Source organism: Chlorobium sp. (genome assembly GCF_021740465.1).
GTDB lineage: Bacteria > Bacteroidota > Chlorobiia > Chlorobiales > Chlorobiaceae > Chlorobium.
Genome location: NZ_JAIOZR010000002.1, coordinates 136,944 through 159,935, shown reverse-complemented (window position 1 = coordinate 159,935; position 22,992 = coordinate 136,944). Strand labels below are relative to the sequence as shown.

Below are 22,992 nucleotides of genomic sequence, written 5' to 3'. Positions count from 1 at the left end.
GTTCAGTCGAGCGGATTGAAAACCAGTCCGGTCATGATTTTCGGATAAAAAAAGGTCGATTTCTGCGGCATCACTCCTCCGGACTCCGAAACGGCAAGTACCTGCTGTACCGTAACCGGCTTGACGACAAAACCCGCCTGTACCCTGCCGGATGCAACCGCATCGAACACCTCGCCGTCGTCCTTCACATACACCAGATTGCTCTGCTTTGCCATGGCCTCCTGGCCGATGCCGAGCAGACGGGCAAGCACCACCTCATGCAACACCACAAGCCCGAGGCGGCGCAGTGCCGGAGCTATGGCTCCGTCGATCAGCTCTGCAGGGTCGCCCTTCAGCGTAATTCCCAGAACGTAATCCGTGGTGACCACTCCGTAGGCATAACTCGACGAGGCGGCTTCGAGATATGCCTTCAGTTCCGCTCTTCCGTCGAGATCCGTTACGGCAAATTGCTCTTCGAGCAGCTCTCGGAGCCGTGAAGCGTCGAAATTCTCCAGGCTGTGCACCAGACGGTGTATGGGAAAAACCACCAGTCCTTTATCATAAATATTGTTCAGATATACAAGAATAAAATTGTACGGTTCGTTTCCGGTATGCTCCGGATTGGCTTGTGCACGCTCCCTGAGGTAGTTGAGGCCGGTTTCGTACCGGTGATGGCCGTCGGCGATATAGACGCTCTTTTGGGCCAGCGCCTGCTGAATCCCCTCTACAAGCTCCGGATCGACGATACGCCACAGCCGGTTGCGCACGCCCTGGAACACGGCATCGAACAGCGGCTCCCGGGTTTCGGCATAGCCTGCGACGAGGCGGTCGGCCACGGCCTCCTCATCGGCATAGAGTCCGAAAATCGAGCTGATGTTGGTACGGGTTTTCCTGAACAAATTCAGCCGGTCGGCCTTGGGGCCGGAAAGGGTTCTTTCGTGCGGCAGCACCTTCTTTTCGGCAAACTCGTGCAGCCGCATCGCGGCAAAAAAACCGCACCGGGTATGGGTATTTCCCTCCAGATCGGTGAAGGTCTGGCTGTAGGGGTAGATGGCTGGCTCCTCCTCCCGAACAAGCACGTCAGAGCGCAACCACTCTTCGAGCCGCTCCGCAGCAGCCCCGTAGGGATCGGCCTCCATCGGCAGTTCCAGGCGGATGGCGTTGTACGGAGAGCTGCCGTAGAGTTCTTCCTGCATCGAAGGCGCAATGACGTCGTAGGGCGGGCAGATCAGTTTTGCTGCGTCTCCCGCAGTTTCGGGATTGTAGCGTATCGCCCTGAAGGGCTGGATTTCCGGCATAAGGTTTGATTTATACTATTCTTTCTATTCTATTTCCGACAAAGCCCTGAGGCTCCTGACCCGTAAGATAAAAAAAGCGGGATGGTTCCCGGTGTACCCACATACCTGAATCCGTCAGACCGGTCATCCGTTGTTTCCAGCTTCCGGCGACGACAGGCATCCCTTACGCGACGTCCCGTGCCGATATCCAGAAATCATCATAACCATCCTTGACGATAACCAGAATTTTCCGGTTGCGGCAAAGCTCGAGCACTGCCAGAAAGGTTACGACCAGTATAATGCTCTCCGATACTCCCTCCATCACCGTACGGAACGATACCTGCACCCGTTCCCTGAGCCGTGCCAGGATCAACGCGCTCTGCTCCTCGACCGTTACCGGCGCTTCCGTGACATTGCGGGTCATGGGTTTGGGAATGTTTTCCAGTACCGAGCGATATGCAGTTATAAGATGATAGAGCGTAGGGCGATGTATCTCCAGGTCAAGCTCGTCGATAACGTTCGGGTCAAACGATTCGGAAAACCCTTTCGCAAAAAGCCGTGCCCTGACGGCAGCCAGTTCCCCGAGTTTTTCCGACGCCTCTTTAATCTGCCGGTACTCCAGAAGCTTCTGCACGAGTTCGGCACGGGGATCGAACTCATCTGCATCTCCGCCATCCAATGAGGGGCGGGGAAGCAGCATTTTCGCCTTGATGCTCATCAGCATCGACGCCATATAGATAAATTCTGCAGCGATCTCGAGGTTCATGGATCGCATGCTGCTGATGTAGGAAATAAAATCGGCGGTGATTTTCGAAATGGGAATATTATAGATATCAAGTTCATCACGCCTGATAAAGAATAACAGGAGATCGAGCGGCCCTTCAAATTCTTCAAGAGTGATCCTGAACATTGACGTACGGGGAACAGTTATACTGTTAATTGTAGCAAGATAGAAAAAAAAACGCCTGATTACGTAAAAATAACCCGCTGAAGTCTTACTATAGGAGGAACCCGGCGCCGGAAACTTTAAACCCCATGAAAAGCATTGCTATAGTGCGTTTACATCGATCCCGCAGCCGGGATGAAGCACTCTTTTGCACCTATGACCTTTTTTTTGAAGATGACTATGAAAAAAAGTGCCCCGGTGTTCCCCATCGTTATGCTTCTGTTGTCCATTTTCACAATCCCCGCATTTGCCGGCGAGGAAAATGACTATTTCGACAGGGGATACGAAAAACACCTCCAGGGGGACCTGAAAGCCGCCATAAAGGACTATTCCAAAGCTATCGAGAAAAACCCCGGATTCGCCATGGCCTATCAGATGAGAGGCGCCGCATGGCAGAGGATGAAGGTTTTCGAAAAGGCCATCAATGATTTTTCAATGGTTATCGCTTTCGGCGAACCATACTTTCAGGCCGTTGGCTACTACAACAGGGGAATAGCGAAAAACATGTCCGGCGACTTTTTCGGAGCCATTGCGGATTTCAGCGGAACGATCGCACTCGACCGAAAAATGGCCGCCGCATACTTTCACCGGGGCATAGCCAAAAGCCGCACCGGCGACAATTTCGGACGTATCGAGGATTTCAGGGAAGCGGCAAGGCTCGGCGACGTGACCGCCGAAAAGTGGCTGAACATCTACTATCCGTCATGGAAACAACCCGTAGCGGCCGTACCTCCGCCGATCCCTGCAAACTGAAACCGCAGCCCCCGGTATAACCCTAAAATACAAAGAGAAGGCCACCCGTCGGGGCAGCCTTCTCTTTGTATTTTAGCACTCCCTGCTTGTCAGATAGCCTTACCGCCTTTCTCGCGGGTACGGATCCTGATGCACTCTTCAAGAGGTGTGATGAATATCTTGCCGTCACCTACCTCTCCGACCCCGTGGCGCGCCGTCTCGATGATCGTATCGACGGTGATATCGACAAACTCATCATTGACGGCGATATCGAGGCGGATCTTGGGAATAAGGTTCGGCGCAATTTTCTGGCCCCTGTAGATCTCGATATCCTCCTGCCGTCCATGTCCGGTTACACGACTTACGGTTATCCTGGTTATATCAGCCTGTATCAGGGCCTCACGCACATGGTCGAGCCTGTCCGGCTGAATGATCGCTGTAATCAGTTTCATCGTAAAAAACTCAGTTTAAGTTAATAAGGCCGTATCCCTGCTCACCGTGCATGCTGTGGTCGAGACCCGACATCTCCTCGTCTTCGCTGATGCGCAGGCCGATGGTCTTTTCGATCACAAAGAGCAGAATAAGCGACACGACGGCGGCATAGGCGATGGTGACGCCGACTGCAGTCGCCTGTACGCCGAACTGCTGCCAGACGGTCCAGCTTCCGCCAACTTTTGCAGCGGCGTCGGCCATCCACGAAGGACGGATGAAGAAGGTCAGGGCAAGAGCGCCGACAATACCGCCTACTCCGTGTATGCCGAAGGCGTCGAGGCTGTCGTCATAACCGAGTTTGTTCTTGAGCAGGATGGCCAGATAGCAGAACACGGCGGCAAGCGCTCCGAGAGCAAGCGCTCCGGAAGGCTGCACCACGCCTGCAGCCGGAGTGATGGCTACAAGACCGGCAAGAATACCCGATGCAACGCCGAGACTGGTCGCCTTGCCGTGCTGCACCATTTCGATAACCATCCAGGTAAACGCGCCCGCAGCTGCGGCCATCTGGGTAACTGTGAGAGCGCGCGCCGTCGCAAGGTTGCTGGCAATAGCGCTGCCGGCGTTGAATCCGAACCATCCGACCCAGAGCAGGCCTGCTCCCATGAGGGTCATCACCAGGTTGTTGGGATGCATGACGTTTCTCGGATAGCCTCTGCGTCCTCCCAGATAGAGCGCAGCGACCAGAGCCGTAACACCCGAGGAGATGTGCACGACGGTACCGCCGGCAAAGTCGATGGCACCCATGGCACCGAGGTTGAAAAGAAAGCCGTCGGCAGCCCATACCCAGTGGCAGATGGGGCTGTAGACAATAAGACTCCAGAGGGCGATGAAGAGGGCGTAGCCCTTGAAGTTCACCCGTTCGGCAAAGGCGCCGGCAATCAGCGCGGGAGTGATGATGGCGAACTTGCCCTGGAACATGGCGAAGACATATTCGGGAATCTGGGTGGACATGATAGTATCATCGATGCCCTGCAGCAGAAAATATTTGCTGTCCCAGCCGATAAAACCGCCGAGAATGCCGGGGCCGAAACTGAGCGCATAGCCGAGGGTTGGCCAGAGCACGCCGATGATGACCATGGCGGCGAAACTGTGCATCATCGTGCCGATGACGTTTTTGGTGCGCACCAGACCACCGTAGAACATGGCCAGACCCGGAACCATGAGCAGAACCAGCGCAGTGGAGGTAAGCATCCATGAGGTGGTACCGCTGTCGGTGACAACCTCTTCAGCCCCCCATGCGGTGCCGCTTGACATCATTGCTGCAGCAAGCAGCAGCAATGGATACGAAAACTTTTTCATCATAACCTGATGGTTTAGAAATTCTTGAGACCTTAATATTTAAACTTTGCTACATGATAGTAGTAAATATTTAAACCCTAAACAAGAATCCGGCGAATTTTATAACAAAAAAGTAGAAAACGAGCATTCCGAAACAGTGAAACCCGAAAAAAGAGGAAAAAGAGGATGGTGAGCGAGCGGAAAGAAGAAAAAAACTGACAGGAAAAAGGAAAAGAGTGCGTTTTTTTTCACAGAAAAAACAGAACAAATGCCGGTTTTACCTGATAATACTCGAATTTCCGCATATTGCCTGCTTTTTTATTTTTGAAAACCATTGCTAATTGCGGTAAATTGAGGCATTAATTAGCCAATGGTTGGCTGATCGCGTTCAAATAATTTGTGCCTTGGTTGTTTGTCTGCGTTTCTTTCCTATCAATGCACATGTTTACTGAGACTAACAATGAATATCTACATTGGCAATTTACCCTACTCCGTTACCGAAGACGATCTGCGTGATGTATTTTCCCAGTTCGGACAGGTAGACAGCGCTAACATCATTACCGACAAGTTTTCAGGCCGCTCGAAAGGGTTTGGGTTTGTTGACATGCCGAATGACAGCGAAGCTCGCGAAGCTATCGAATCCATGAACGACAAGGATCTTAAAGGCCGCACCATAAAGGTCAATGAGGCCAGGCCCCGCGAAGAGCGCCCGGCAAGAAGAGACCGTTATTGATCTATCCTTCAGAGGGTTTTTACGGGAAGCCGGACAGTTTTTAACTGCCCGGCTATTTTTTTTTGCACAATCGGAAAAATTTACCTGCCGAGGATAATGCCGACATCCTCGAGAAGCGACTGCAGATCCTCTTCGTGCTCCACTTCATCCTGCAGGATCTGGACCGCAAGATTGTAGGTCACCGGGTCCTTCATGCCTATCTCCTGAATAATACTGTTATAGACATTGATTGCGCACTGCTCTCCGGCAATGTTCTGCTCGAGAATTTTTTTCACGAACGGATCGTCCGGAGCATCGTAGCCGCAGTTGGTCCAGGTGAACCATTCCCGCGGATTGGTGACAGGCGTGCCCCCGAGCTGGATAATCCTCGTAGTCACCATGTCGGCATGGCGCAGCTCGTCGGCGGCGTGCTGCAGAAGCTCGGCAATAACCGCATCTTTCATCGGGCCCTGCACCACCTTGGAACCCAGCCAGTACTGGTAGTATGCCAGCCATTCATCGGCAAACGCCTTGTTGAGCAGTTCAAGTACGCGGGGCAGATGTTCCCCTACAATCGCACGTCCACTTGTTCCCATAATATTCTCCTTACTCTGTTGTTTTTGTTGAGCGCTCCATCATGACCCGATGAAAAAGCCTGTTACTTGCCATTTGAAACAAGATCTCCGAGTGCGGGGCCGAGATCGGGGTACCGAAACACGAAGCCGTTGTGTTCAAGAGCCCGGGGCACAACCCGCTGGCCTTTGACGGCATAATCGGCGCCCTCGCCCATCAGGAGCTGCACGGCAATTTTCGGGACCGGAAGCAGCGAAGGACGACCCATCACATGGCCAAGCTCGCGCGCAAAATCGTTCATGGTCGCCGGCACCGGAGCTACAGCATTGACGACGCCCTCATAACGGGAGTCGTCGAGGATGGCAAGAATGCAATTAACTTCATCATCGAGATGTATCCAGGAGAGACACTGGCGACCGGAACCGACCGGCCCGCCGAGAAAGAAGCTGAAGGGGGTGATCATTTTCTGCAGCATGCCTCCTTTCGTGGAAAGTACAATTCCGGTACGAAGCAGAACAAGGCGAACACCGTATTCCGCAGCCGGAATAGCAGCTTTTTCCCAGTCAATGCAGATTTCCGCAAGAAAGTCGCCTCCACCGGGGCTCGACTCGTCGAGTTCGACCGTATCGGAACACTGTTCGAACGAACCGTAATAACCGATAGCCGAAGCCGAAATGAACACTTCCGGTTTCCGCTTCGCCAGGGCAATAGCCGCAACCATGTGTTTCGTGCTCCCGATCCGCGAATCGTAGCACTCCTTTTTGTGCTCCTCGGTCCAGCGGGCTTCAAGCAGCGGTTTTCCGGCAAGATGAATGATCGCTCTGGCTCCGTCAACGGCGGCAACCCAGTCGCCAGAGGCCAGGCCGGCATCCCAGTGCAGATAAGCTGCCGCTCCGGGAACCTTCTCCTTTGCAGAAGCGGTGGACCGGACAAGCAGAATAACCTTTTCCCCCCGTGCGATCAGACGGCGGGCAAGCTCGGCGCCAATTACCCCGGTTGCTCCGGTAATGACAATATGACCTTCCATAACAAGATTAGGGTTTTGTGACATCCGTCATTGACGAAGGTGTAGACTGGCCTTAAAACCTTTCTGAACTGTCAATTACCGGTAATAATTCCCGTCACGGACAGGAAAAGCGGGCATAAGAGGAAAAAAATATGCGGATTTCAGGGGGGCGGCGGAGAGGCGGGCATAAACATAAAAACATATCTGAAAAGTGTGATGAGCGATCAAAGGGCAAGGCAGACGGAGCACGGAAACCGGAATGTACAAGTAGTACATGAGGATTTCGAGCACCGACCAACGCAGCAATCTGGATGCGTAATAACTTTTTAAAGGAACCCCTAATACTCTTCTCCATTAATAAGCAGCACAACCGGCCGGTCGTCTCCCAGGAGGTCGGTAACTTCCAGCGACCAGTCCCGCGAAGCGACCTCGAGTCGGCTGATCACATAATCCTCGAAGTCATCAAGCAGGCTTTCGTCACCGTCGAACTCTTCCTGTGAGGTGATGTTGATGAGAATGGCCGGTTCCGCATTTTTACCCTCTCCATACATGCCGAATTCGATGACCACGCCACTCCCCAAGGTTCCGGCAATGGGAGCCAGACGGCCCGTATCGACCAGTTCCCGGGCAATGCGATCCAGATCGGAAAGTACCCCCGCAAAACGGGCGTCATGGTGCATATCCATGCATTTGCTCCTTTTTCAGGCTATTCCACCGTAACCGATTTGGCAAGATTGCGGGGACGGTCTACGTTGCACCCCCTGAGCGTCGCGATATGGTAGGCGAGCAGCTGCAGCGGAATAACCGTCAGAAGCGGCATGATCGGCCCGGTTGCCTGCGGAATGTAGATGACATGTTCGGCCAGCCTGCTGATTTCCTGATCCCCGTCATTGGCGATGGCTATAACCCGGCCTTTGCGGCTTCGTACCTCTTCGATATTGCTGAGAATCTTGGTATAGGTGCTGTCCCTCGTGGCAATGAAAATTACCGGCATGTCCTCATCAATCAGCGCGATCGGGCCATGCTTCATCTCAGCAGCGGGATAGCCTTCGGCATGGATATAGGATATCTCCTTGAGCTTCAGGGCACCTTCGAGCGCGACAGGAAAATTATAGCCGCGGCCGAGGTACAAAAAGTTTTTTGCATCCTTGAAGATTTCGGCGATCGATTTGATCTGGCTGTCGAGTTCAAGAATCCGGGCGGCTTTTTCAGGTACGCGCGTTAGCTCCTTCAGGTTCAGGGCGATCTCGTCATGCGAAATGGTACGTCCCTTGCTCAGGGCGAGGGCCAGCATATAAAGCACGATCACCTGGGCGGTAAAGGCCTTGGTCGATGCAACACCGACTTCCGGACCCGCATGGGTATACATGCCGCAAAGGGTCTCGCGGGCGATGGTTGAACCCACAACGTTGCAGATTCCCATGACGAGGGCGCCTTTCTCCTTCGCAGCGCGAAGCGCCGCAAGCGTGTCGGCGGTTTCTCCCGACTGGGAAATGACGATGACAACGTCATCAGTGCCGACAATTGGATTTCGGTACCGGAACTCGGACGCATAATCGACTTCCACAGGAATGCGGGCGAACTCCTCGATAAGGTACTCACCGATAAGACCTGCATGCCAGCTGGTACCGCAGGCACAGATCACAATGCGCTTGGCCTGCTTGAGGCGGTCGAGATAATCCTCGATTCCGCCAAGCCTTACCCGGCCTTCCTCAAGACGCACGCGGCCCCTCATGACATCGTGCATGACATCGGGCTGCTCGAATATCTCCTTGAGCATGAAATGCTCGAATCCGCCCTTTTCTATCTCGCCAAGCTCGAAATCGAGTTCGGTGATAAGCTTCTCGGTCTCGATGTTCTCGACGGTCTTGACCGTATAGCCGTCCGCCGTTACGACCGCCATCTCCCCGTCACCGAGGTAAACAACCTTGCGGGTATGCTCGACAATGGGAGCCGCATCGGAAGCAACAAAATACTCGCCGTCACCAAGCCCCAGTACCAGCGGACTTCCCTTGCGGGCAACGACAAGCGTTCCCGGTTCACGGGACGAAATCACGCAGAGGCCGTATGCCCCTTCGACATGCCGCAACGCCCGGCGCACCGCGCCCTCGAGGCTCAGCGAAGGTTCATCCTTCCACATGCGGTCGATCAGATGCACCAGCACCTCCGTATCGGTAGCGCTGTTGAAGGTGTAACCGTGAGAGGTCAATTCAAGGCGAAGTGCCGCATGATTTTCGATAATCCCGTTATGGATCAGCGCTATATCGCCGGCATTGTTGAGATGGGGATGGGCGTTGCGGTCGCTGGGATCGCCATGGGTCGCCCACCGGGTATGCGCAATACCCACCGTCGCCCCACTGAGCAGATCGCCGCTTTTCTGCAGCGCGTTTTCAAGATCTCCTACACTTCCCTTCTGTTTGACGACCGATAGTTCACCGTTGAGCACGGCAATGCCTGCCGAATCATAACCCCGGTACTCCAGACGCCGCAACCCGTTCAACAGCAGCGGAGAAGCCTCTCTTTTACCGATATAACCAACAATTCCGCACATAACGATTCCGTTTAAAGACTATAAGACAGCCCGGGCCTTTCCGCCAAGCGGTCATGGATACGGGATGAAAGAAAAAATGTAAAAACTAAATATAAACAATATAAAGAATACGCAATCCTTATCATCCGATGAAAAAACGGAGGTCACGATCCTCCGGATTTACTGCAGTACCTTTTTCATGGCATCATGCAACCTTCGCGCCTCGAGGGCAACCGCGGTTTCATACTCTTCAGTTGAAGCAAAGGATCCGTCCGGATAGATGAGGCTTCGGCTGACATTGATAACGGCACTCTCTCCGTCTGCGTCGACGCCTTCACGCACGGCGTCCTCGAGCGAACCGCCCTGGGCGCCGACACCGGGTATAAGAAAGAAAAGACCGGGAGCGCGACGGCGCAGTTCGCCGAGCAGACCGCTTTTGGTGGCGCCGACCACCACGCCGGCATTGCCCTCCTGCTGCCACAGGTTAACCTTCTCAAGTACGGCTTCGTAAAGCGGCCTGCCATTGTGCAGCCGCTGTTCCTCAAAATCGCGGGAACCGCCGTTCGAAGTCAGACAGAGTACAAAAACAAGCTTTCCGGTATAGGAAAAAAACGGTTCGAGAGAGTCGAAACCCATATACGGAGCCACCGTGATGGCATCGAATGGCCAGTGGTCGAAAAAAGCCTGGGCGTATTTTCTGCTGGTATTGCCGATATCTGCCCTCTTGGCGTCGGCAATGGTCATGCACTCGGAAGGAATCTCCCCAAGGGTATGCTCCATATCGCGAAGCCCCGGAATACCGCGGGCCTCATAAAAAGCCGTATTGATTTTATAGGCTACAGCGGACTCCCTGGTGGCCCTGATTACGGAACGGTTGAATGCCTGCACCGGATCGGCCATACGGGAGAACACTTCAGGAATTTTTTCGGGATCGCTGTCGAGACCGACACACAGGAGAGACTTCGTTGACGATATCCTCAGGTTTGCTTTCTGACGCACAGCACTCATTTAACCCTCTCCGTTTGCTTCACATGAAAAAAATGGTTTCCTTATCTGTTTTGTCCATTCCCGCAAGGAAATCGGAGCGGCTTCGTACCCCGTATCGGAAGCACCTGAAACTTATAGCCCCTGATGAACATTGTTCGTTCGGGTAATATATCAATATGTTTTTTACGGTATGCTTCATTAAATGGAAGAATCCCGTAAATTGCCTGACGAAATAATCCGATACGGCTGTATCACATCGAGCTCTGTTTATTATAACCATGATTGACGATTAATGGCAAAGAACCTGTTCAAACCTTCAAATCCATACAGAAACGAACCGGAAAACAACGAACGACGTCCCAAATTCTCCATAATGTACTATGTGATGGTGATTTTGCTGCTGATAGGCATCCAGCTCGCTTTTTTCTGGTCAGGCTCATCGGTGGAAGTCCCATACAGCACCTTCCGCAAATACATTGCAGAGAACAAGCTTGAATCGGTAAGAATCTCTCCCGAGAGAATCTACATCAAACTGAAACCCGACGCGAAAAGCGCCGTCCCCGCTCCCGAACCTGCCAAAGAAGGGCCGGAAATGCTCCTGCCCCGCTCATCGGACAAGTCCGGCGAACTGTTTGTCACTCCGGTACGCGACGAACAGCTGGTCGAACTGCTTGAAAGCAAGGGAATAAAATATCAGGGCATGCCGAGCAACACGTGGCTTGGTGAACTTCTGCAGTGGATACTGCCCTTCGCCCTTCTGATCGGCATCTACTTCTTCGTTTTCCGCCGCATGGGTGGCCCGGGTTCGCAGTTCATGAACATCAGCAAAAACAAGGCTGCCCTCTACGAAAACCTCGATGAACACTCCCGCATCACATTCAAGGATGTGGCAGGCCTTGACGAGGCGAAAGCCGAGGTCATGGAGGTCGTCGATTTTCTCAAGGACCCGAAAAAGTATACGAAACTCGGGGGCAAGCTGCCCAAGGGCGTCCTGCTGGTAGGTCCTCCGGGCACAGGAAAGACCCTTCTGGCAAAAGCCGTCGCCGGAGAGGCCGAAGTGCCCTTCTTCAGTATCAGCGGCTCCGACTTTGTAGAAATGTTCGTGGGTGTCGGTGCCGCCAGGGTACGCGATCTGTTCCGTCAGGCCAAGGAAAAAGCTCCCTGCATTATCTTTATCGACGAGATCGACGCTGTCGGACGCAGCAGGGGCAAAGGCGCCATGATGGGAGCAAACGACGAACGCGAGAATACGCTCAACCAGCTGCTGGTGGAGATGGACGGCTTTGCAACCGACAAGGGAGTCATCCTCATGGCGGCAACCAACCGTCCCGACGTGCTCGATTCTGCGCTGCTGCGCCCGGGCCGCTTCGACCGTCAGATCATGGTCGACAAACCTGATCTGAAAGGCCGCATCGACATTTTCAAGGTGCATACCAAGAACCTGTCGCTCTCGCCCGACGTGAACCTGAAAGCCCTCGCTTCGCAAACTCCGGGATTCGCCGGTGCGGAAATAGCCAATGCCGCCAACGAAGCGGCCCTGCTCGCTTCGCGTCGCGAGAAGCAGAGCATCGAAATGAAAGACTTCGAAGATGCCATCGAACGGGTGGTGGCTGGACTTGAAAAGAAAAACAAGGTCATCAATCCTCGAGAACGGCAGATCGTGGCCTACCACGAGGCCGGCCACGCCATCGTAAGCTGGATGATGCCCGAAAACGATCCCGTACAGAAAATCTCTATCGTGCCACGAGGCATGAGCGCACTGGGCTATACCATGAACATTCCTCTCGAGGACCGTTACCTCATGACGAAGAGCGAGCTCCTGGCGCGAATCTGCGGCCTGCTCGGAGGACGCATCGCCGAACAGATCATCTTCAACGAAATCTCGACCGGCGCCCAGAACGACCTTGAAAAAATCACCGGTATAGCCTACAACATGGTACTGGTATACGGCATGAGCGAACGGGTCGGCAACCTCTCCTACTACGAAAGCAACAACCCCTATTCCGGAGGCCCCGGCATCGACCGGAAATACAGCGAGGAGACCGCCCAGCTGATCGACAGCGAGGTCAATGCCATTGTCGAGCAGGCCCGTCAGGCCGTAACCGATCTGCTCACAACCAACCGAGACAAGCTTGAAACCCTTGCCAAAGAGCTGCTCGCCAAAGAGATGCTGCAGTACTGCCAGATCGAGGAGATCCTCGGCAAAAGGCCAGAGGGCAGTTACCCCTCCCATCTGCACACGGACTGCAGCGGCAACGGAGTCGTTCATGAATCAGAAGAGGAGCAGGAAACAAACGGCATAAGCGAAAGTGAACGACTGGAACTTGAAGCTGCTGTAGCCCGTCTCCGGGAAAACCGCCAGCAACCTGAAAACTGAGAGCTGGCCGATATTGTGATGATCAGAAAAGTACATCTTGTCGTTTCCGGGCTTGTGCAGGGGGTAGGATTCAGAATGTTCATCGAACGTACGGCAAAAGAGCTGCATCTTGCGGGCTGGGTGAAAAACATCGCCAACGGAACCGTTGAAATTGAAGCCGAAGGAGAGGAACCGCTGATCGAAGAGCTGATAAAACGTGCGGGAACCGGCCCGTCGAGAGCGCAGGTTCGAGGAATCAAAAAAACGGAACTCCGGCCCGGCAGTCCGCCGGAAGGCTTCTCGGTTATTTTCTGAAATCGGAATGGAAGAGGATCGTCACGAAACGGAAAAAGGCAGGTACTGGCCTGCCTTTTCTGAAATGTACTCGTGGGTCCCGAGGGATTCGAACCCCCGACCTACTGGGTGTAAACCAGTCGCTCTAACCAGCTGAGCTAGGAACCCGCTTGAGGGCCACTATTATACGATATTTTTTTTTCAATGCAAAAAGAAAACCGGTACCTTCGTCATGCCAAACCCTGCCCGATTTGTAAGCCTTTATGAAAAAGCATAAATTCAGGCCTGCATTGTAACCGAAAACCCGGCAACATTTTAAAAAAAACCATGAAATCATTATCAATCCTCGGCAGTACCGGCTCAATCGGACTCAGCACTATCGATGTTGTAAGACAGCACCCTGAAAAGTTCACGATTACCGGTCTTGCGGAAGGCCATGATGTAGGCCTTCTGGCCGAACAGATCAATGAATTCAGGCCAGAGGTGGTTTCGGTACGGGATGCAGCTTCAGTCGCGAAGCTCCGCGATCTCCTCGGAGAACACAAACCGGAAATCTTCCACGGTATAGAGGGCGCGGCAACCGTTGCCGCTGCCGAGGGCTCGGATATGGTTGTTTCGGCTATTGTCGGCGCAGCCGGGCTGGTGCCGACGGTCAGCGCCATCAAGGCCGGCAAGCATATCGCTCTGGCCAACAAGGAGACCCTTGTCGTTGCCGGGCAGCTTGTCTCCGACCTGGTCAAAAAGCACAACGTCCAGCTGCTGCCTGTCGACAGCGAGCACTCGGCGATCTTCCAGTCTCTTGCCGGTCACAGAACCGAGGATATCGAACGAATCATCCTGACGGCGTCAGGCGGCCCGTTCCGCAAAACCCCTGCCGAAGAGCTGAAGCTTGCCGGTCCTGAACAGGCTCTCAAGCATCCGCAGTGGACGATGGGCGCAAAAATCACCATCGATTCGGCAACGCTCATGAACAAGGGGCTCGAGGTTATCGAGGCGCACTGGCTCTTCAATATGCCGGCCGAAAAAATCGGCGTGGTTGTGCATCCGCAGAGCATCATCCACTCTATGGTCGAGTATATCGACGGGTGTGTGATAGCACAGATGGGCGTACCGGACATGCGTGCGCCGATCGCCTATGCGCTGGCATGGCCGGAACGATGCGAAACGGGCATCGGCAGGCTCGATCTGGCAAAAATCGGCACCCTGACCTTCGAGGAGCCCGATATGGAACGCTTCCCCGCGCTGCGCCTGGCATTTGACGCCCTCAAGGCGGGACGAACTTATCCTGCCGTGCTGAATGCCGCCAACGAAATCGCCGTTGCGGCGTTTCTCGATAAAAAAATCGGCTTTACCGCCATCGCCGAAACGGTCGATAAAACCATGCAGGCCCACGAAGCATTCCTGCCTGTAGAACTCGACGAATACCTGCAGGCAGACCGCTGGGCTCGCGAAACCGCAAAAAAGATAATCGGTTAGAAACCGTCAACGATAAGCGGTAAAACATGATTATGTCCTGGTGCCCCGCACAGGCGGGGCACTCCTTTTCTTTACAAAACGGCATCTCCGGATTATTGTCGCCAGAAGCCTGAAACAATCGGGCTCAGGAACAGATAAACAGAGATACCCAGAAACGATTGATAGATTATGGACGTCCTGAACACCACATTTTTTTTCATTGTAGCCATCTTCATTCTGGTCACCGTGCATGAACTGGGGCACTTTCTGACGGCAAAGCTTTTCGGAATGAGGGTCGACAAATTCTATATCGGTTTCGACTTCTTCAACCTCCGGCTCTGGAAAAAGAAAATCGGGGAAACGGAGTACGGCGTCGGGGTGTTCCCGCTCGGCGGGTACGTGAAGATAGCCGGAATGGTGGACGAAAGCCTCGATACCGCATACCAGGCATCAAAACCGGAGCCGTGGGAGTTTCGCGCGAAACCGGTCTGGCAGCGCCTGATCGTGCTGGCCGGTGGCGTATTCATGAACCTGGTGCTTGCCGCCGCCATCTTCATCGGGGTCACCCTTGTGCTCGGCGAATCGAGAACCACGGTCGACAACCCGGTCTATATCGAACAGGGGTCGGTCTTCGCTTCCATGGGCATGCGAACCGGTGACCGGCTTGCCGCGGTCAACGGCAGGGAAGTAGAAAGCTGGGAAGAGGCGCTCGATCCCGCATCGTTTGCCGCCCCGTCTCTGAACTACACCGTGCTTCGCGACGGCAGGCGTGTTACCATCACCGCGCCAGTTAACATCCTTTCGCAACTTAACGAAAACCAGGCCCTCGGCATACGGCCGGTCATGCCTCCGGTTATCGACGACGTGCTGGCAAATGATCCGGCGGCAAAAGCCGGTATCAAACCCGGCGCACTCATTACGGCCATCGACGGCAAAGCGGTTTCGGACTGGAGCGAGGTGGTTTCCATCATCTCCGCTCATGCAGGAAAACCGCTCTCCATCACCTGGAAATACCTTGAACCGGTTCCCGGCAAAGCCACCGACCCGAAAGAAATTCTCGCTTCAGGCAATACCGTCGTAACCGACGTCGTTCCGACGTCGGCGGGAAAAATAGGCATCGCACTGCGCCAGACACTCAAGACCGAACGCATAAACCTGAACGTTTTCGAGTCGATCGCCAGTGGCACCCAGCAGACCTGGAAAATGAGCGTCATGACCGTACAGGGCTTCGCACGAATCTTCACCGGACAGGAAGACTTCCGCAAATCGCTGGGCGGCCCGGTGAAAATCGCAAAAATCGCCGGACGCAGCGCCGAACAGGGCCCACTCAGCTTCCTCTACTTTCTTGCCGTGCTCTCCATATCGCTGGCCATCATCAACATCCTGCCCGTTCCGGCGCTTGACGGCGGCCAGTTCGTGATGAACGCCATCGAGGGAGTCATCCGCCGCGAAATCCCGTTCGAGGTAAAAATGCGCATCCAGCAGATCGGCATGGCGTTGCTTCTGACGCTCTTCGTCTACATTCTCCTGAACGACATCATCAACCCCTGAACCGAAAAACCGCAGAGAGGGCGGGAGAATAAAAAGCCATGTTTGACAAACTGCAGGCCATCAAGGAAAAGCATCTCGATCTCGAACAGCAGCTGGCCGATCCGTCGGCTGCATCAGACCAGAACCGCTTCAGGAAACTCAACAAGGAGTACAGCGACCTGCGCGAGATCGTTCACGCATTCGACCGGTACAGCCTTGCCCGAAAGCAGCTCGAAGAGTCGCGTGAACTACTCGGCAGCGAAAAAGACCCCCAGATGCGGGAACTCGTCCAGATGGATATCGGCGAGCTGCAGGAGCAGCTCCCCCTGCTCGAACAGCAGCTGAAGGTGCTCCTGCTTCCGAAAGACGAAGCCGATGCACGAAACGTGATCATCGAAATCCGGGCCGGTACGGGAGGGGACGAAGCCGCACTGTTTGCAGCGGATCTCCTTCGGATGTACCAGCGCTATGCCGACCGGCAGGGGTGGAAATGCGTTATACTCGACTATACCGAAAGTTCCGTGCCCGGCGGGTTCCGCGAGGTGACGCTCGAAGTGAGCGGCCATGACGTGTTCGCCACCATGAAATACGAAAGCGGAGTTCACCGGGTACAGCGGGTGCCCGACACCGAAACCCAGGGCCGGATCCATACCTCGGCGGCCAGCGTGGCGGTACTGCCTGAAGCCGAAGAGGTCGATGTGGAGATCCGCCGCGACGACCTGCGCTTCGATACCTACCGAAGCGGCGGCAAAGGCGGCCAGAACGTCAACAAGGTCGAGACCGCCGTCAGAATCACCCATCTGCCAACAGGCATTGTGGCGGCATGCCAGGAGGAGCGTTCGCAACTGCAGAACAAGGAGCGGGCCATGACCATGCTGCGAACCAAACTTTACGACATCCAGCTTGCCGAGCAGCAGCAGCAACGCGCCGACCTGCGCCGATCTATGGTGACCACCGGCGACCGGAGCGCAAAAATCAGAACCTACAACTATCCGCAGTCGCGGGTGACCGACCACAGGATAGGTTTCACCAGCCATGCGCTGCCGCAGATCATGCAGGGGGAGCTTGGCGACATCATCGAAGCCCTGAAGCTGCACGACCAGACCGCACGACTGCAGGCGGAACAGATCTGACGAATACCGTCCGGAAACCGCTGAAATAATTTACCGGGATATATTATTAAGCTATTGTCGTTATATTTACCAATCAGGGAGTCCCCACCCTGCATGAATCAGCCAGCAACAACTACAGACAGGAAAACGGCCGTATAGCGCGCCGCAGAGGGAGAGCACCGGTAATGGAAATGGAAGCCACAGGCAAAAGCAGAGGTGAATGGATTTTTCACGGAGAGTTCGACCGGACGGTCAGCTACCTCTCCGACCAGGCAAAAATTCTCGGCTTCAACCCCTTCTGCCACAAGGTCGAAAAGACCGACGACGAGGACATCTACCGGTGGCATTTCAGGGTCACCGATCCGCAGAACAACCCTTTCGACGTGATCTTTTATGTCAAGCAGTCCGAAGAGCTGCTGGTGGAGCTGCCCGAGCATCTCGAAGGAACCGATCCCGAAGAGCTGACCGAGGAGATGATTCACCTGTACACGATCGGCAAGAAAATCCGCTGGCACCACCATCCTCCCTCACTGCCGATCGACGACCCGAAAAACTATCTCTTCGAAGGAAAGGCTTTTGCCGACATGGACTTGCGCCCCATGGAGACCGACAGGACAAGGGTGCATTTCGACCTGAAAATCGATGTACGCTTCGTGCTTTATCCGGCATTCCGCATCATACCCGAACAGATTATCCGTGTCATGACCAACGCCGGCATGTCGATGATCATGCAGACGGCGACCAACAGAATGTTTCACTGCATAGCAAAAGATTTCGGCCATGTCCATCACGTATAAAGAAAACCGTCCGATGAGCTTTTACGATCTGGTGGCGGAGCGGTGCAGCATTCGCAGCTTCGAGAAGAACAATCCGGTTCCGGAAGATGTGATGAAAAGGATCCTCGATGCCGGAAGACTCGCTCCCTCGGGAAAGAACCTCCAGCCATGGAGCTTCATCGTGGTCAGCTCGCCCGGAATGCTCCAAAAAATCCACTCCTGTTACTCGCGCGACTGGATCCGGAGCGCACCCCATCTGCTCGTCGTGAAAGGGAAACGCAGCGGCGCATGGCACCGGGCAAAGGACGGCTATACATCGCTGGAGACCGATCTGGCCATCGCAATGGACCACATGATCCTTGCCGCGGCATGGGAAGGGGTGGGCAGCTGCTGGATCGCCGCCTTCGACCGCGACATTCTTTACGGCGCTCTCGGTTTAACGGACGACGAGGAGATCTTCGCCTTCACGCCGCTCGGCTATGCCACGGTGGATTATCAGCCGGTGCCGAAGAACCGGAAACCGCTCGAAGAGGTTGCGGTGTTTCTGTAAAGGAAAGCAAAAACAGGATCTTTACGGTTTTCATAACCCCCGCAGGACTCATGGGACTTATGAAAACGCCTCTGTTTCGATACGATTCCCAAAGAGTCCGTCACCGGAACCGCGACCTTCGGCAGTCGCATCCATCTCTCGATAACGGCTGTTCATGATCTGCTCTCGAACCTCGCTATCGCCTGCATCATATCCCGGAACACCGGATTTGCAGCTTCAAGCAGCTTGCCATCTTTGACGATCGGCTCTCTGAGCACCACGCTCGCATGCTTTACCCCGAGATTTTTCGGAATCCTGAACAGGCTGAACCGGTCCTGAACCGATACCGCCTGCAACGCTTCGATGCCAGCTATGTCCGCCGTCGTATCGCATGCCGAATGGGCGGCAAACACTTTTTTGGAATAGGGAACCCGCAGGCTGAATCCTTCAATAAGAACATCGGTCTCCCTGATAAGTCGCGCAAGTTCTGCGGCCCCATCCATGTCGATATGGGTGTACCGGTAAGGATTATCTCCAACAAGAGGTTTGTTGCTGTCGAGAAGATCGGCAAGGAATGTCTGCAGCAGTATTTCCTTCAGCTCTCCTGTCATACCGAATGGCCCACCTGCAAGATCGAGCGCTGCTGAAAAAAGGTAGAGAGACCCCTGGATACCGGGGTTGACCGTTGCCATGTAGAAACCGAGAGTTCCGCCCGTAGACAGCCCTCCGATCGATATCTCCTTTGCTTTCAAGGCCGCGGTGCTGACTGCATAACCCACATTGGCCTTCCACTCTTCGAGCTCGACGCCTTCCATACCCTTGGGATCTTTCAGTCCGTGGCAGTGGAGCAGGGGAATATAGACGTTGTAGCCAAGATGCCTGAAGAAATACTCCCCGATGGCGGTCATGAAGTAGGGGGAGTCGGAAAGACCGTGAACGAGCACGATCGCTTTCCGGGAAGGATCCCGATGCTCCATGATTCTCGGGTGACACCCCTCCCGGACGTTACCGGAAGAGAAGTAGCTGAAGCGATCATAGTAGCCAAGCCACTCGTGTTCGCGCGTCATACCGGAAAGGCGAGTCGTCATAGTATGCCCCTTTTATTATTCCCATACGGAAGAGCCTCTCTTCAACTGATAACAGCTCGTGAAAATCGCCATCTATTCAATCCGGAACGAAGCATGAACAACTGATCGCCTAAAGCTCCATAAACTCCGGCTTCAGAATATCCGCAACGGCACTGTAGGGAAGCGTGATCTCCGTAGGACCGTATGCATAGGCTGCAATCTCATAGTTATTGTAGAAAAAGGTCACCCCTTCAGTAGTCAATGCGACGTTATCGTTGAAGCGGATAACGTTTTCGAACAACTGGCCTTTTTCGCTGTCAAGCCGTTCCGTTTTCGACAACCCTCTCATCTGCCGGTACCGGCTGTCGATCAGCCTGTTCAGCCTGTCCTCGAACCCTGCCACGAAAAGGTCCCTGACGGAAAGACGCTTCCCCGACCGGACATCGAACACGAACATCTGTGTGACGGAATTGCCATGGGCTCCGCCGGTATAAGACTCTGTGGCAAGACTAACCGTCAGCAAGCCATTCCTGTTCAACAGAACGGAACCGTTCAAATCGAACTGGTAGCCAGGGATACTTCCAAATTCCTTTATAACGCTCTCGTACTCATGAAAAAAATTCGCGGCAAGCGATTCGATGGAGCGGTCACCCGTATAACCTTCACCCGGAGAAATCGCGGTGCTGTCGGCAATCCAGGAGTGCAAAACCGAGTTGATAAGCGCTACAGGGCTGCCCCCGGAAAAAACCGGATAGCTGCATTTGCAGTATACCTCCTGCTCATTTGCCGTCGACTTGTTTCCGAAAATTTTTTCAACGTTCCGCATCTCGTAAAAAAGGGTATCGGCAGCAACGCTAACGACTGGATCGACCGGGACCTCCTTTGCATTATTCGGACCGCATGCTGTAACGATAATCATGATGCATGCAAGAAATACGGGAATAAACCCTGAACGATTGAGGTTATTCATGACTTTTCAGGTTTTGAGGCTTCCTTCAGTTAAGCTTTGCAAGCAGGTACACAAAGGAAAATAGGTTGTTTACAGCAATTTCACCAGAAGAGTCGATCAGAATTGCTGTAAGGGGCTCCCTGACCGGAACCTCAAATAAGTGCGATGATCGATCAAAGAAACACAAGCTCCATAATGAAGCACGAGCAGAGCGAACGGAGTCCCGACAGATCAGGACAACACAGCAATATGGGCGCGCAATAACTTTCAGGGCTTCACTGATGAATTAACTGCTGCCCGAAAAGGTTTACAATACAAAGTGCAAAGCGCACATCATGCAATGATTGAGCAGGAGCTGTTGCCATGAGAAACATCGTCTTCACCGGAAAAGGGGGCGTCGGCAAAACCTCCATTGCCGCCGCGACAGCGGTGAAAGCCGCATCTATGGGATACAGGACGCTCGTGATCTCCACCGATCCCGCGCACAGCCTCGGCGACTCCTTCGACATCGAGCTGGGCCCCTCGCCGGTAAAGATCGCCGAGAACCTCTATGGACAGGAAGTAAGCGTATACGGAGACCTCAACCTGAACTGGGAGATCGTGCGGGAACACTTCGCGCACCTCATGGAAGTACAGGGCATCCAGGGCATCTATGTCGAGGAGATGGGAGTGCTGCCCGGCATGGAGGAGCTCTTCTCGCTCTCCTACATCAAGCGGTACAACGAATCGAAGGAGTACGACCTTCTCGTGGTGGACTGCGCCCCTACCGGCGAGACCCTGCGCCTGCTCTCACTGCCCGAAACCTTCGGCTGGATGCTCAAGCTGATGCGGAACCTCGAAAAGTATGTGGTCAGGCCCGTCATCCGCCCCCTGTCGAAACGGGTGGGAAAGCTCCACGACCTCGTACCCGACACCGACGTCTACGACCAGGTCGATCACCTTTTTTCATCGATCGAAGGCATTATCGAACTGCTCTCCGACTCGACGAAAACCACAGTCCGGCTCGTCATGAACCCCGAAAAGATGGTTATCAAGGAGTCCATGCGCGCGCTCACCTACCTGAACCTCTACGGCATAACGGTCGATCAGGTTATCATCAACCGGGTCTTCATGGACGAGGTAGACGGCCAGTACATGAAAGAGTGGAAGGAGATTCAGCACAGATACATCGACCAGATCGAAACCTCCTTCGCCCCGGTGCCGATCACGAAAGTACCGCTCTTCCGGCGAGAAGTGCTCGGTCTGGAGATGCTCAAACAGGTCGGCGAGGTTGTCTATGACGGGAAGAATCCTCTCGACATTTTCTACCATGAAGAGCATGTCGATATCAAAAAGATCTCGGAAGGCCACTACGTCATGAAGCTCCGCCTGCCCTTCGTCTTCGACAACAAAATGGAGGCCAACGTCGTGCAGATCGGCGACTCGCTCACCGTCCGCATCGGCAACTACCAGAAAGGGGTGGTGCTGCCGCTTTTCCTTGCAGGCATGCGTGTTGCCGAAGCCGGCTACGAAGAGAAATGGCTGAAGATCGACTTCCGGAAAAAAGAGCCAGCAGCAACAGCTTCATGACGGTCGGATGAGTCTGCCGATCTTCACCAGGTCGGGACTTCTTTTCAGGTCTTTCGGCGTTACGAAATCGGCTTCCGGCTCGCCTGGCATTTGCAGATCCTCCTTTTCCGGCAAGACCTTCTTGGCGGCGGCATAGAGCCGAAAAAAATCCAGAACCACTCTGTCCGAAGGAGACAGGAGCGCCCTCGACTCAAGCTCGACGAGTTTACCTGCAATGCGGGATTTCAGGTCCACACCCCTGATACGCAAACGGTATGCCGGGGATGCTTCGGCAAAACAGCGATACACAAGCTCTGAGCAGACCATCGGCTGTTTACCCTCGTCGAGCATGTCGGCGATCACTGCCGCTGCACTGTCGAGTATTCCCCGAAGGAAGGGAAGCGGCAAACGCCTGGTGGTGCAGAGCAGCGCAAGCAGAACCACCTCTTCATAAGCAAAACGGTCGTGGAGAGAGGCGTAGTGAGAGATAACCCGGAGCACCGGTTCCGCAGGCAGTTCAGGCGAACCCACGAACACCCCTTTTTTGCGGAGACGATAAACCTCGACGTACTCAGTATGCGCCATCGATTCGGAAACGCTGCGCTGCACCACACCCTCCGGAACGGCCTCGGTCACCACGCTGCCGTTGAAAACCGACGAGTGGCTGTACTCGGATCCGTCAAACCACTGAATCAGTCGGGATGTCGTTGAATAGCCGTGATAGAGAAGAATGTCGCAGGGCAGAAGTTCGTGAATTCCGATATCGCGTTCCATGGCAGATCCCCTTTAGCGGTTTCAAAAAAAGCTGCCCGGAGGAAACTCATCCAGCAACACAAGGAACCTCATCATCCTGAAGCTACGAAC

General features: G+C 54.2%; 22 protein-coding genes and 1 tRNA gene. 10 read left to right on the top strand and 13 right to left on the bottom strand.

Annotation, left to right across the window (positions count from 1 at the left end; genetic code table 11):
- Window positions 1-2: 2 nt before the first annotated feature.
- Window positions 3-1,277, bottom strand: a complete 1,275-nt coding sequence (locus K9G39_RS01785) for a DUF1015 domain-containing protein (protein ID WP_292003205.1) — start codon at window positions 1,275-1,277, stop codon at window positions 3-5.
- 163 nt (window positions 1,278-1,440) lie between these two features.
- The gene (locus tag K9G39_RS01780) at window positions 1,441-2,166 is read right to left on the bottom strand and encodes a segregation/condensation protein A (RefSeq protein WP_292003204.1); all 726 of its coding nucleotides are present in this window, start codon (window positions 2,164-2,166) and stop codon (window positions 1,441-1,443) included.
- A 216-nt stretch (window positions 2,167-2,382) separates the two neighbouring features.
- Between K9G39_RS01780 and K9G39_RS01775 the strand changes: the two genes are divergently transcribed.
- Window positions 2,383-2,955, top strand: a complete 573-nt coding sequence (locus tag K9G39_RS01775; RefSeq protein WP_292003203.1) for a hypothetical protein — start codon at window positions 2,383-2,385, stop codon at window positions 2,953-2,955.
- An 89-nt stretch (window positions 2,956-3,044) separates the two neighbouring features.
- Here K9G39_RS01775 and K9G39_RS01770 read toward each other — a convergent pair whose 3' ends face one another.
- Together K9G39_RS01770 and K9G39_RS01765 are read right to left on the bottom strand one after the other, a co-directional pair.
- Window positions 3,045-3,386: a P-II family nitrogen regulator gene (locus K9G39_RS01770; protein ID WP_292003202.1), complete on the bottom strand. Its 342-nt coding sequence runs from the start codon at window positions 3,384-3,386 to the stop codon at window positions 3,045-3,047.
- 10 nt (window positions 3,387-3,396) lie between these two features.
- On the bottom strand, window positions 3,397-4,728 hold the full coding sequence (locus K9G39_RS01765) for an ammonium transporter (protein ID WP_292003201.1): 1,332 nt from the start codon (window positions 4,726-4,728) through the stop codon (window positions 3,397-3,399).
- 436 nt (window positions 4,729-5,164) lie between these two features.
- On the opposite strand from K9G39_RS01765, the gene K9G39_RS01760 reads away from it, so the two are divergent.
- Window positions 5,165-5,437 carry an RNA-binding protein gene (locus K9G39_RS01760; RefSeq protein ID WP_292003200.1) on the top strand — a complete coding sequence of 91 codons (273 nt, stop codon included), beginning with the start codon at window positions 5,165-5,167 and terminating at the stop codon, window positions 5,435-5,437.
- 80 nt (window positions 5,438-5,517) lie between these two features.
- On the opposite strand, the gene K9G39_RS01755 is transcribed toward K9G39_RS01760, so the two are convergent.
- The 5 genes from K9G39_RS01755 to pyrF all read right to left on the bottom strand — a co-directional run bounded on the left by K9G39_RS01755 (window position 5,518) and on the right by pyrF (window position 10,533).
- Window positions 5,518-6,012 carry a ferritin-like domain-containing protein gene (locus K9G39_RS01755; protein ID WP_292003199.1) on the bottom strand — a complete coding sequence of 165 codons (495 nt, stop codon included), beginning with the start codon at window positions 6,010-6,012 and terminating at the stop codon, window positions 5,518-5,520.
- A 62-nt stretch (window positions 6,013-6,074) separates the two neighbouring features.
- Window positions 6,075-7,016: a TIGR01777 family oxidoreductase gene (locus tag K9G39_RS01750; protein WP_292003198.1), complete on the bottom strand. Its 942-nt coding sequence runs from the start codon at window positions 7,014-7,016 to the stop codon at window positions 6,075-6,077.
- A 317-nt stretch (window positions 7,017-7,333) separates the two neighbouring features.
- On the bottom strand, window positions 7,334-7,681 hold the full coding sequence (locus tag K9G39_RS01745; RefSeq protein WP_292003197.1) for a hypothetical protein: 348 nt from the start codon (window positions 7,679-7,681) through the stop codon (window positions 7,334-7,336).
- Window positions 7,682-7,701: 20 nt separating this feature from the next.
- The gene (gene glmS / locus K9G39_RS01740) at window positions 7,702-9,546 is read right to left on the bottom strand and encodes a glutamine--fructose-6-phosphate transaminase (isomerizing) (RefSeq protein WP_292003196.1); all 1,845 of its coding nucleotides are present in this window, start codon (window positions 9,544-9,546) and stop codon (window positions 7,702-7,704) included.
- A gap of 159 nt (window positions 9,547-9,705) precedes the next feature.
- A complete protein-coding gene (pyrF, locus tag K9G39_RS01735) occupies window positions 9,706-10,533 on the bottom strand; it encodes an orotidine-5'-phosphate decarboxylase (RefSeq protein ID WP_292003195.1) in 828 nt (275 codons plus the stop codon).
- Window positions 10,534-10,804: 271 nt separating this feature from the next.
- Between pyrF and ftsH the strand changes: the two genes are divergently transcribed.
- A complete protein-coding gene (ftsH, locus tag K9G39_RS01730) occupies window positions 10,805-12,889 on the top strand; it encodes an ATP-dependent zinc metalloprotease FtsH (protein ID WP_292003194.1) in 2,085 nt (694 codons plus the stop codon).
- Between the two features lie 18 nt (window positions 12,890-12,907).
- Window positions 12,908-13,183 (top strand): acylphosphatase, encoded by a 276-nt coding sequence (locus K9G39_RS01725; RefSeq protein WP_292003193.1) that lies wholly within the window; start codon window positions 12,908-12,910, stop codon window positions 13,181-13,183.
- Window positions 13,184-13,256: 73 nt separating this feature from the next.
- Here K9G39_RS01725 and K9G39_RS01720 read toward each other — a convergent pair.
- Window positions 13,257-13,330: transfer RNA gene (locus tag K9G39_RS01720), tRNA-Val, on the bottom strand.
- Between the two features lie 159 nt (window positions 13,331-13,489).
- On the opposite strand from K9G39_RS01720, the gene K9G39_RS01715 reads away from it, so the two are divergent.
- From K9G39_RS01715 to K9G39_RS01695, 5 genes are all read left to right on the top strand, one after another.
- Window positions 13,490-14,638 carry a 1-deoxy-D-xylulose-5-phosphate reductoisomerase gene (locus K9G39_RS01715; protein WP_292003192.1) on the top strand — a complete coding sequence of 383 codons (1,149 nt, stop codon included), beginning with the start codon at window positions 13,490-13,492 and terminating at the stop codon, window positions 14,636-14,638.
- Window positions 14,639-14,806: 168 nt separating this feature from the next.
- The gene (rseP, locus tag K9G39_RS01710; protein ID WP_292003191.1) at window positions 14,807-16,168 is read left to right on the top strand and encodes an RIP metalloprotease RseP; all 1,362 of its coding nucleotides are present in this window, start codon (window positions 14,807-14,809) and stop codon (window positions 16,166-16,168) included.
- Window positions 16,169-16,206: 38 nt separating this feature from the next.
- Entirely contained in the window at window positions 16,207-17,280 is a 1,074-nt protein-coding gene (prfA, locus tag K9G39_RS01705) for a peptide chain release factor 1 (protein WP_292003190.1), read from the top strand.
- Between the two features lie 164 nt (window positions 17,281-17,444).
- On the top strand, window positions 17,445-18,056 hold the full coding sequence (locus tag K9G39_RS01700) for a DUF1997 domain-containing protein (protein WP_292003189.1): 612 nt from the start codon (window positions 17,445-17,447) through the stop codon (window positions 18,054-18,056).
- The gene (locus K9G39_RS01695) at window positions 18,040-18,585 is read left to right on the top strand and encodes a nitroreductase family protein (RefSeq protein WP_292003188.1); all 546 of its coding nucleotides are present in this window, start codon (window positions 18,040-18,042) and stop codon (window positions 18,583-18,585) included. Before K9G39_RS01700 ends, K9G39_RS01695 begins: the two co-directional genes overlap by 17 nt.
- A 152-nt stretch (window positions 18,586-18,737) precedes the next feature.
- On the opposite strand, the gene K9G39_RS01690 is transcribed toward K9G39_RS01695, so the two are convergent.
- Window positions 18,738-19,652 (bottom strand): hypothetical protein, encoded by a 915-nt coding sequence (locus K9G39_RS01690; RefSeq protein ID WP_292003187.1) that lies wholly within the window; start codon window positions 19,650-19,652, stop codon window positions 18,738-18,740.
- Window positions 19,653-19,761: 109 nt separating this feature from the next.
- The gene (locus K9G39_RS01685) at window positions 19,762-20,601 is read right to left on the bottom strand and encodes a DUF3298 and DUF4163 domain-containing protein (protein ID WP_292003186.1); all 840 of its coding nucleotides are present in this window, start codon (window positions 20,599-20,601) and stop codon (window positions 19,762-19,764) included.
- Between the two features lie 342 nt (window positions 20,602-20,943).
- Between K9G39_RS01685 and K9G39_RS01680 the strand changes: the two genes are divergently transcribed.
- The gene (locus K9G39_RS01680; RefSeq protein WP_292003185.1) at window positions 20,944-22,149 is read left to right on the top strand and encodes a TRC40/GET3/ArsA family transport-energizing ATPase; all 1,206 of its coding nucleotides are present in this window, start codon (window positions 20,944-20,946) and stop codon (window positions 22,147-22,149) included.
- On the opposite strand, the gene K9G39_RS01675 is transcribed toward K9G39_RS01680, so the two are convergent.
- A complete protein-coding gene (locus tag K9G39_RS01675; RefSeq protein ID WP_292003184.1) occupies window positions 22,144-22,902 on the bottom strand; it encodes a hypothetical protein in 759 nt (252 codons plus the stop codon). The genes K9G39_RS01680 and K9G39_RS01675 overlap by 6 nt on opposite strands.
- Between the last annotated feature and the right edge of the window lie 90 nt (window positions 22,903-22,992).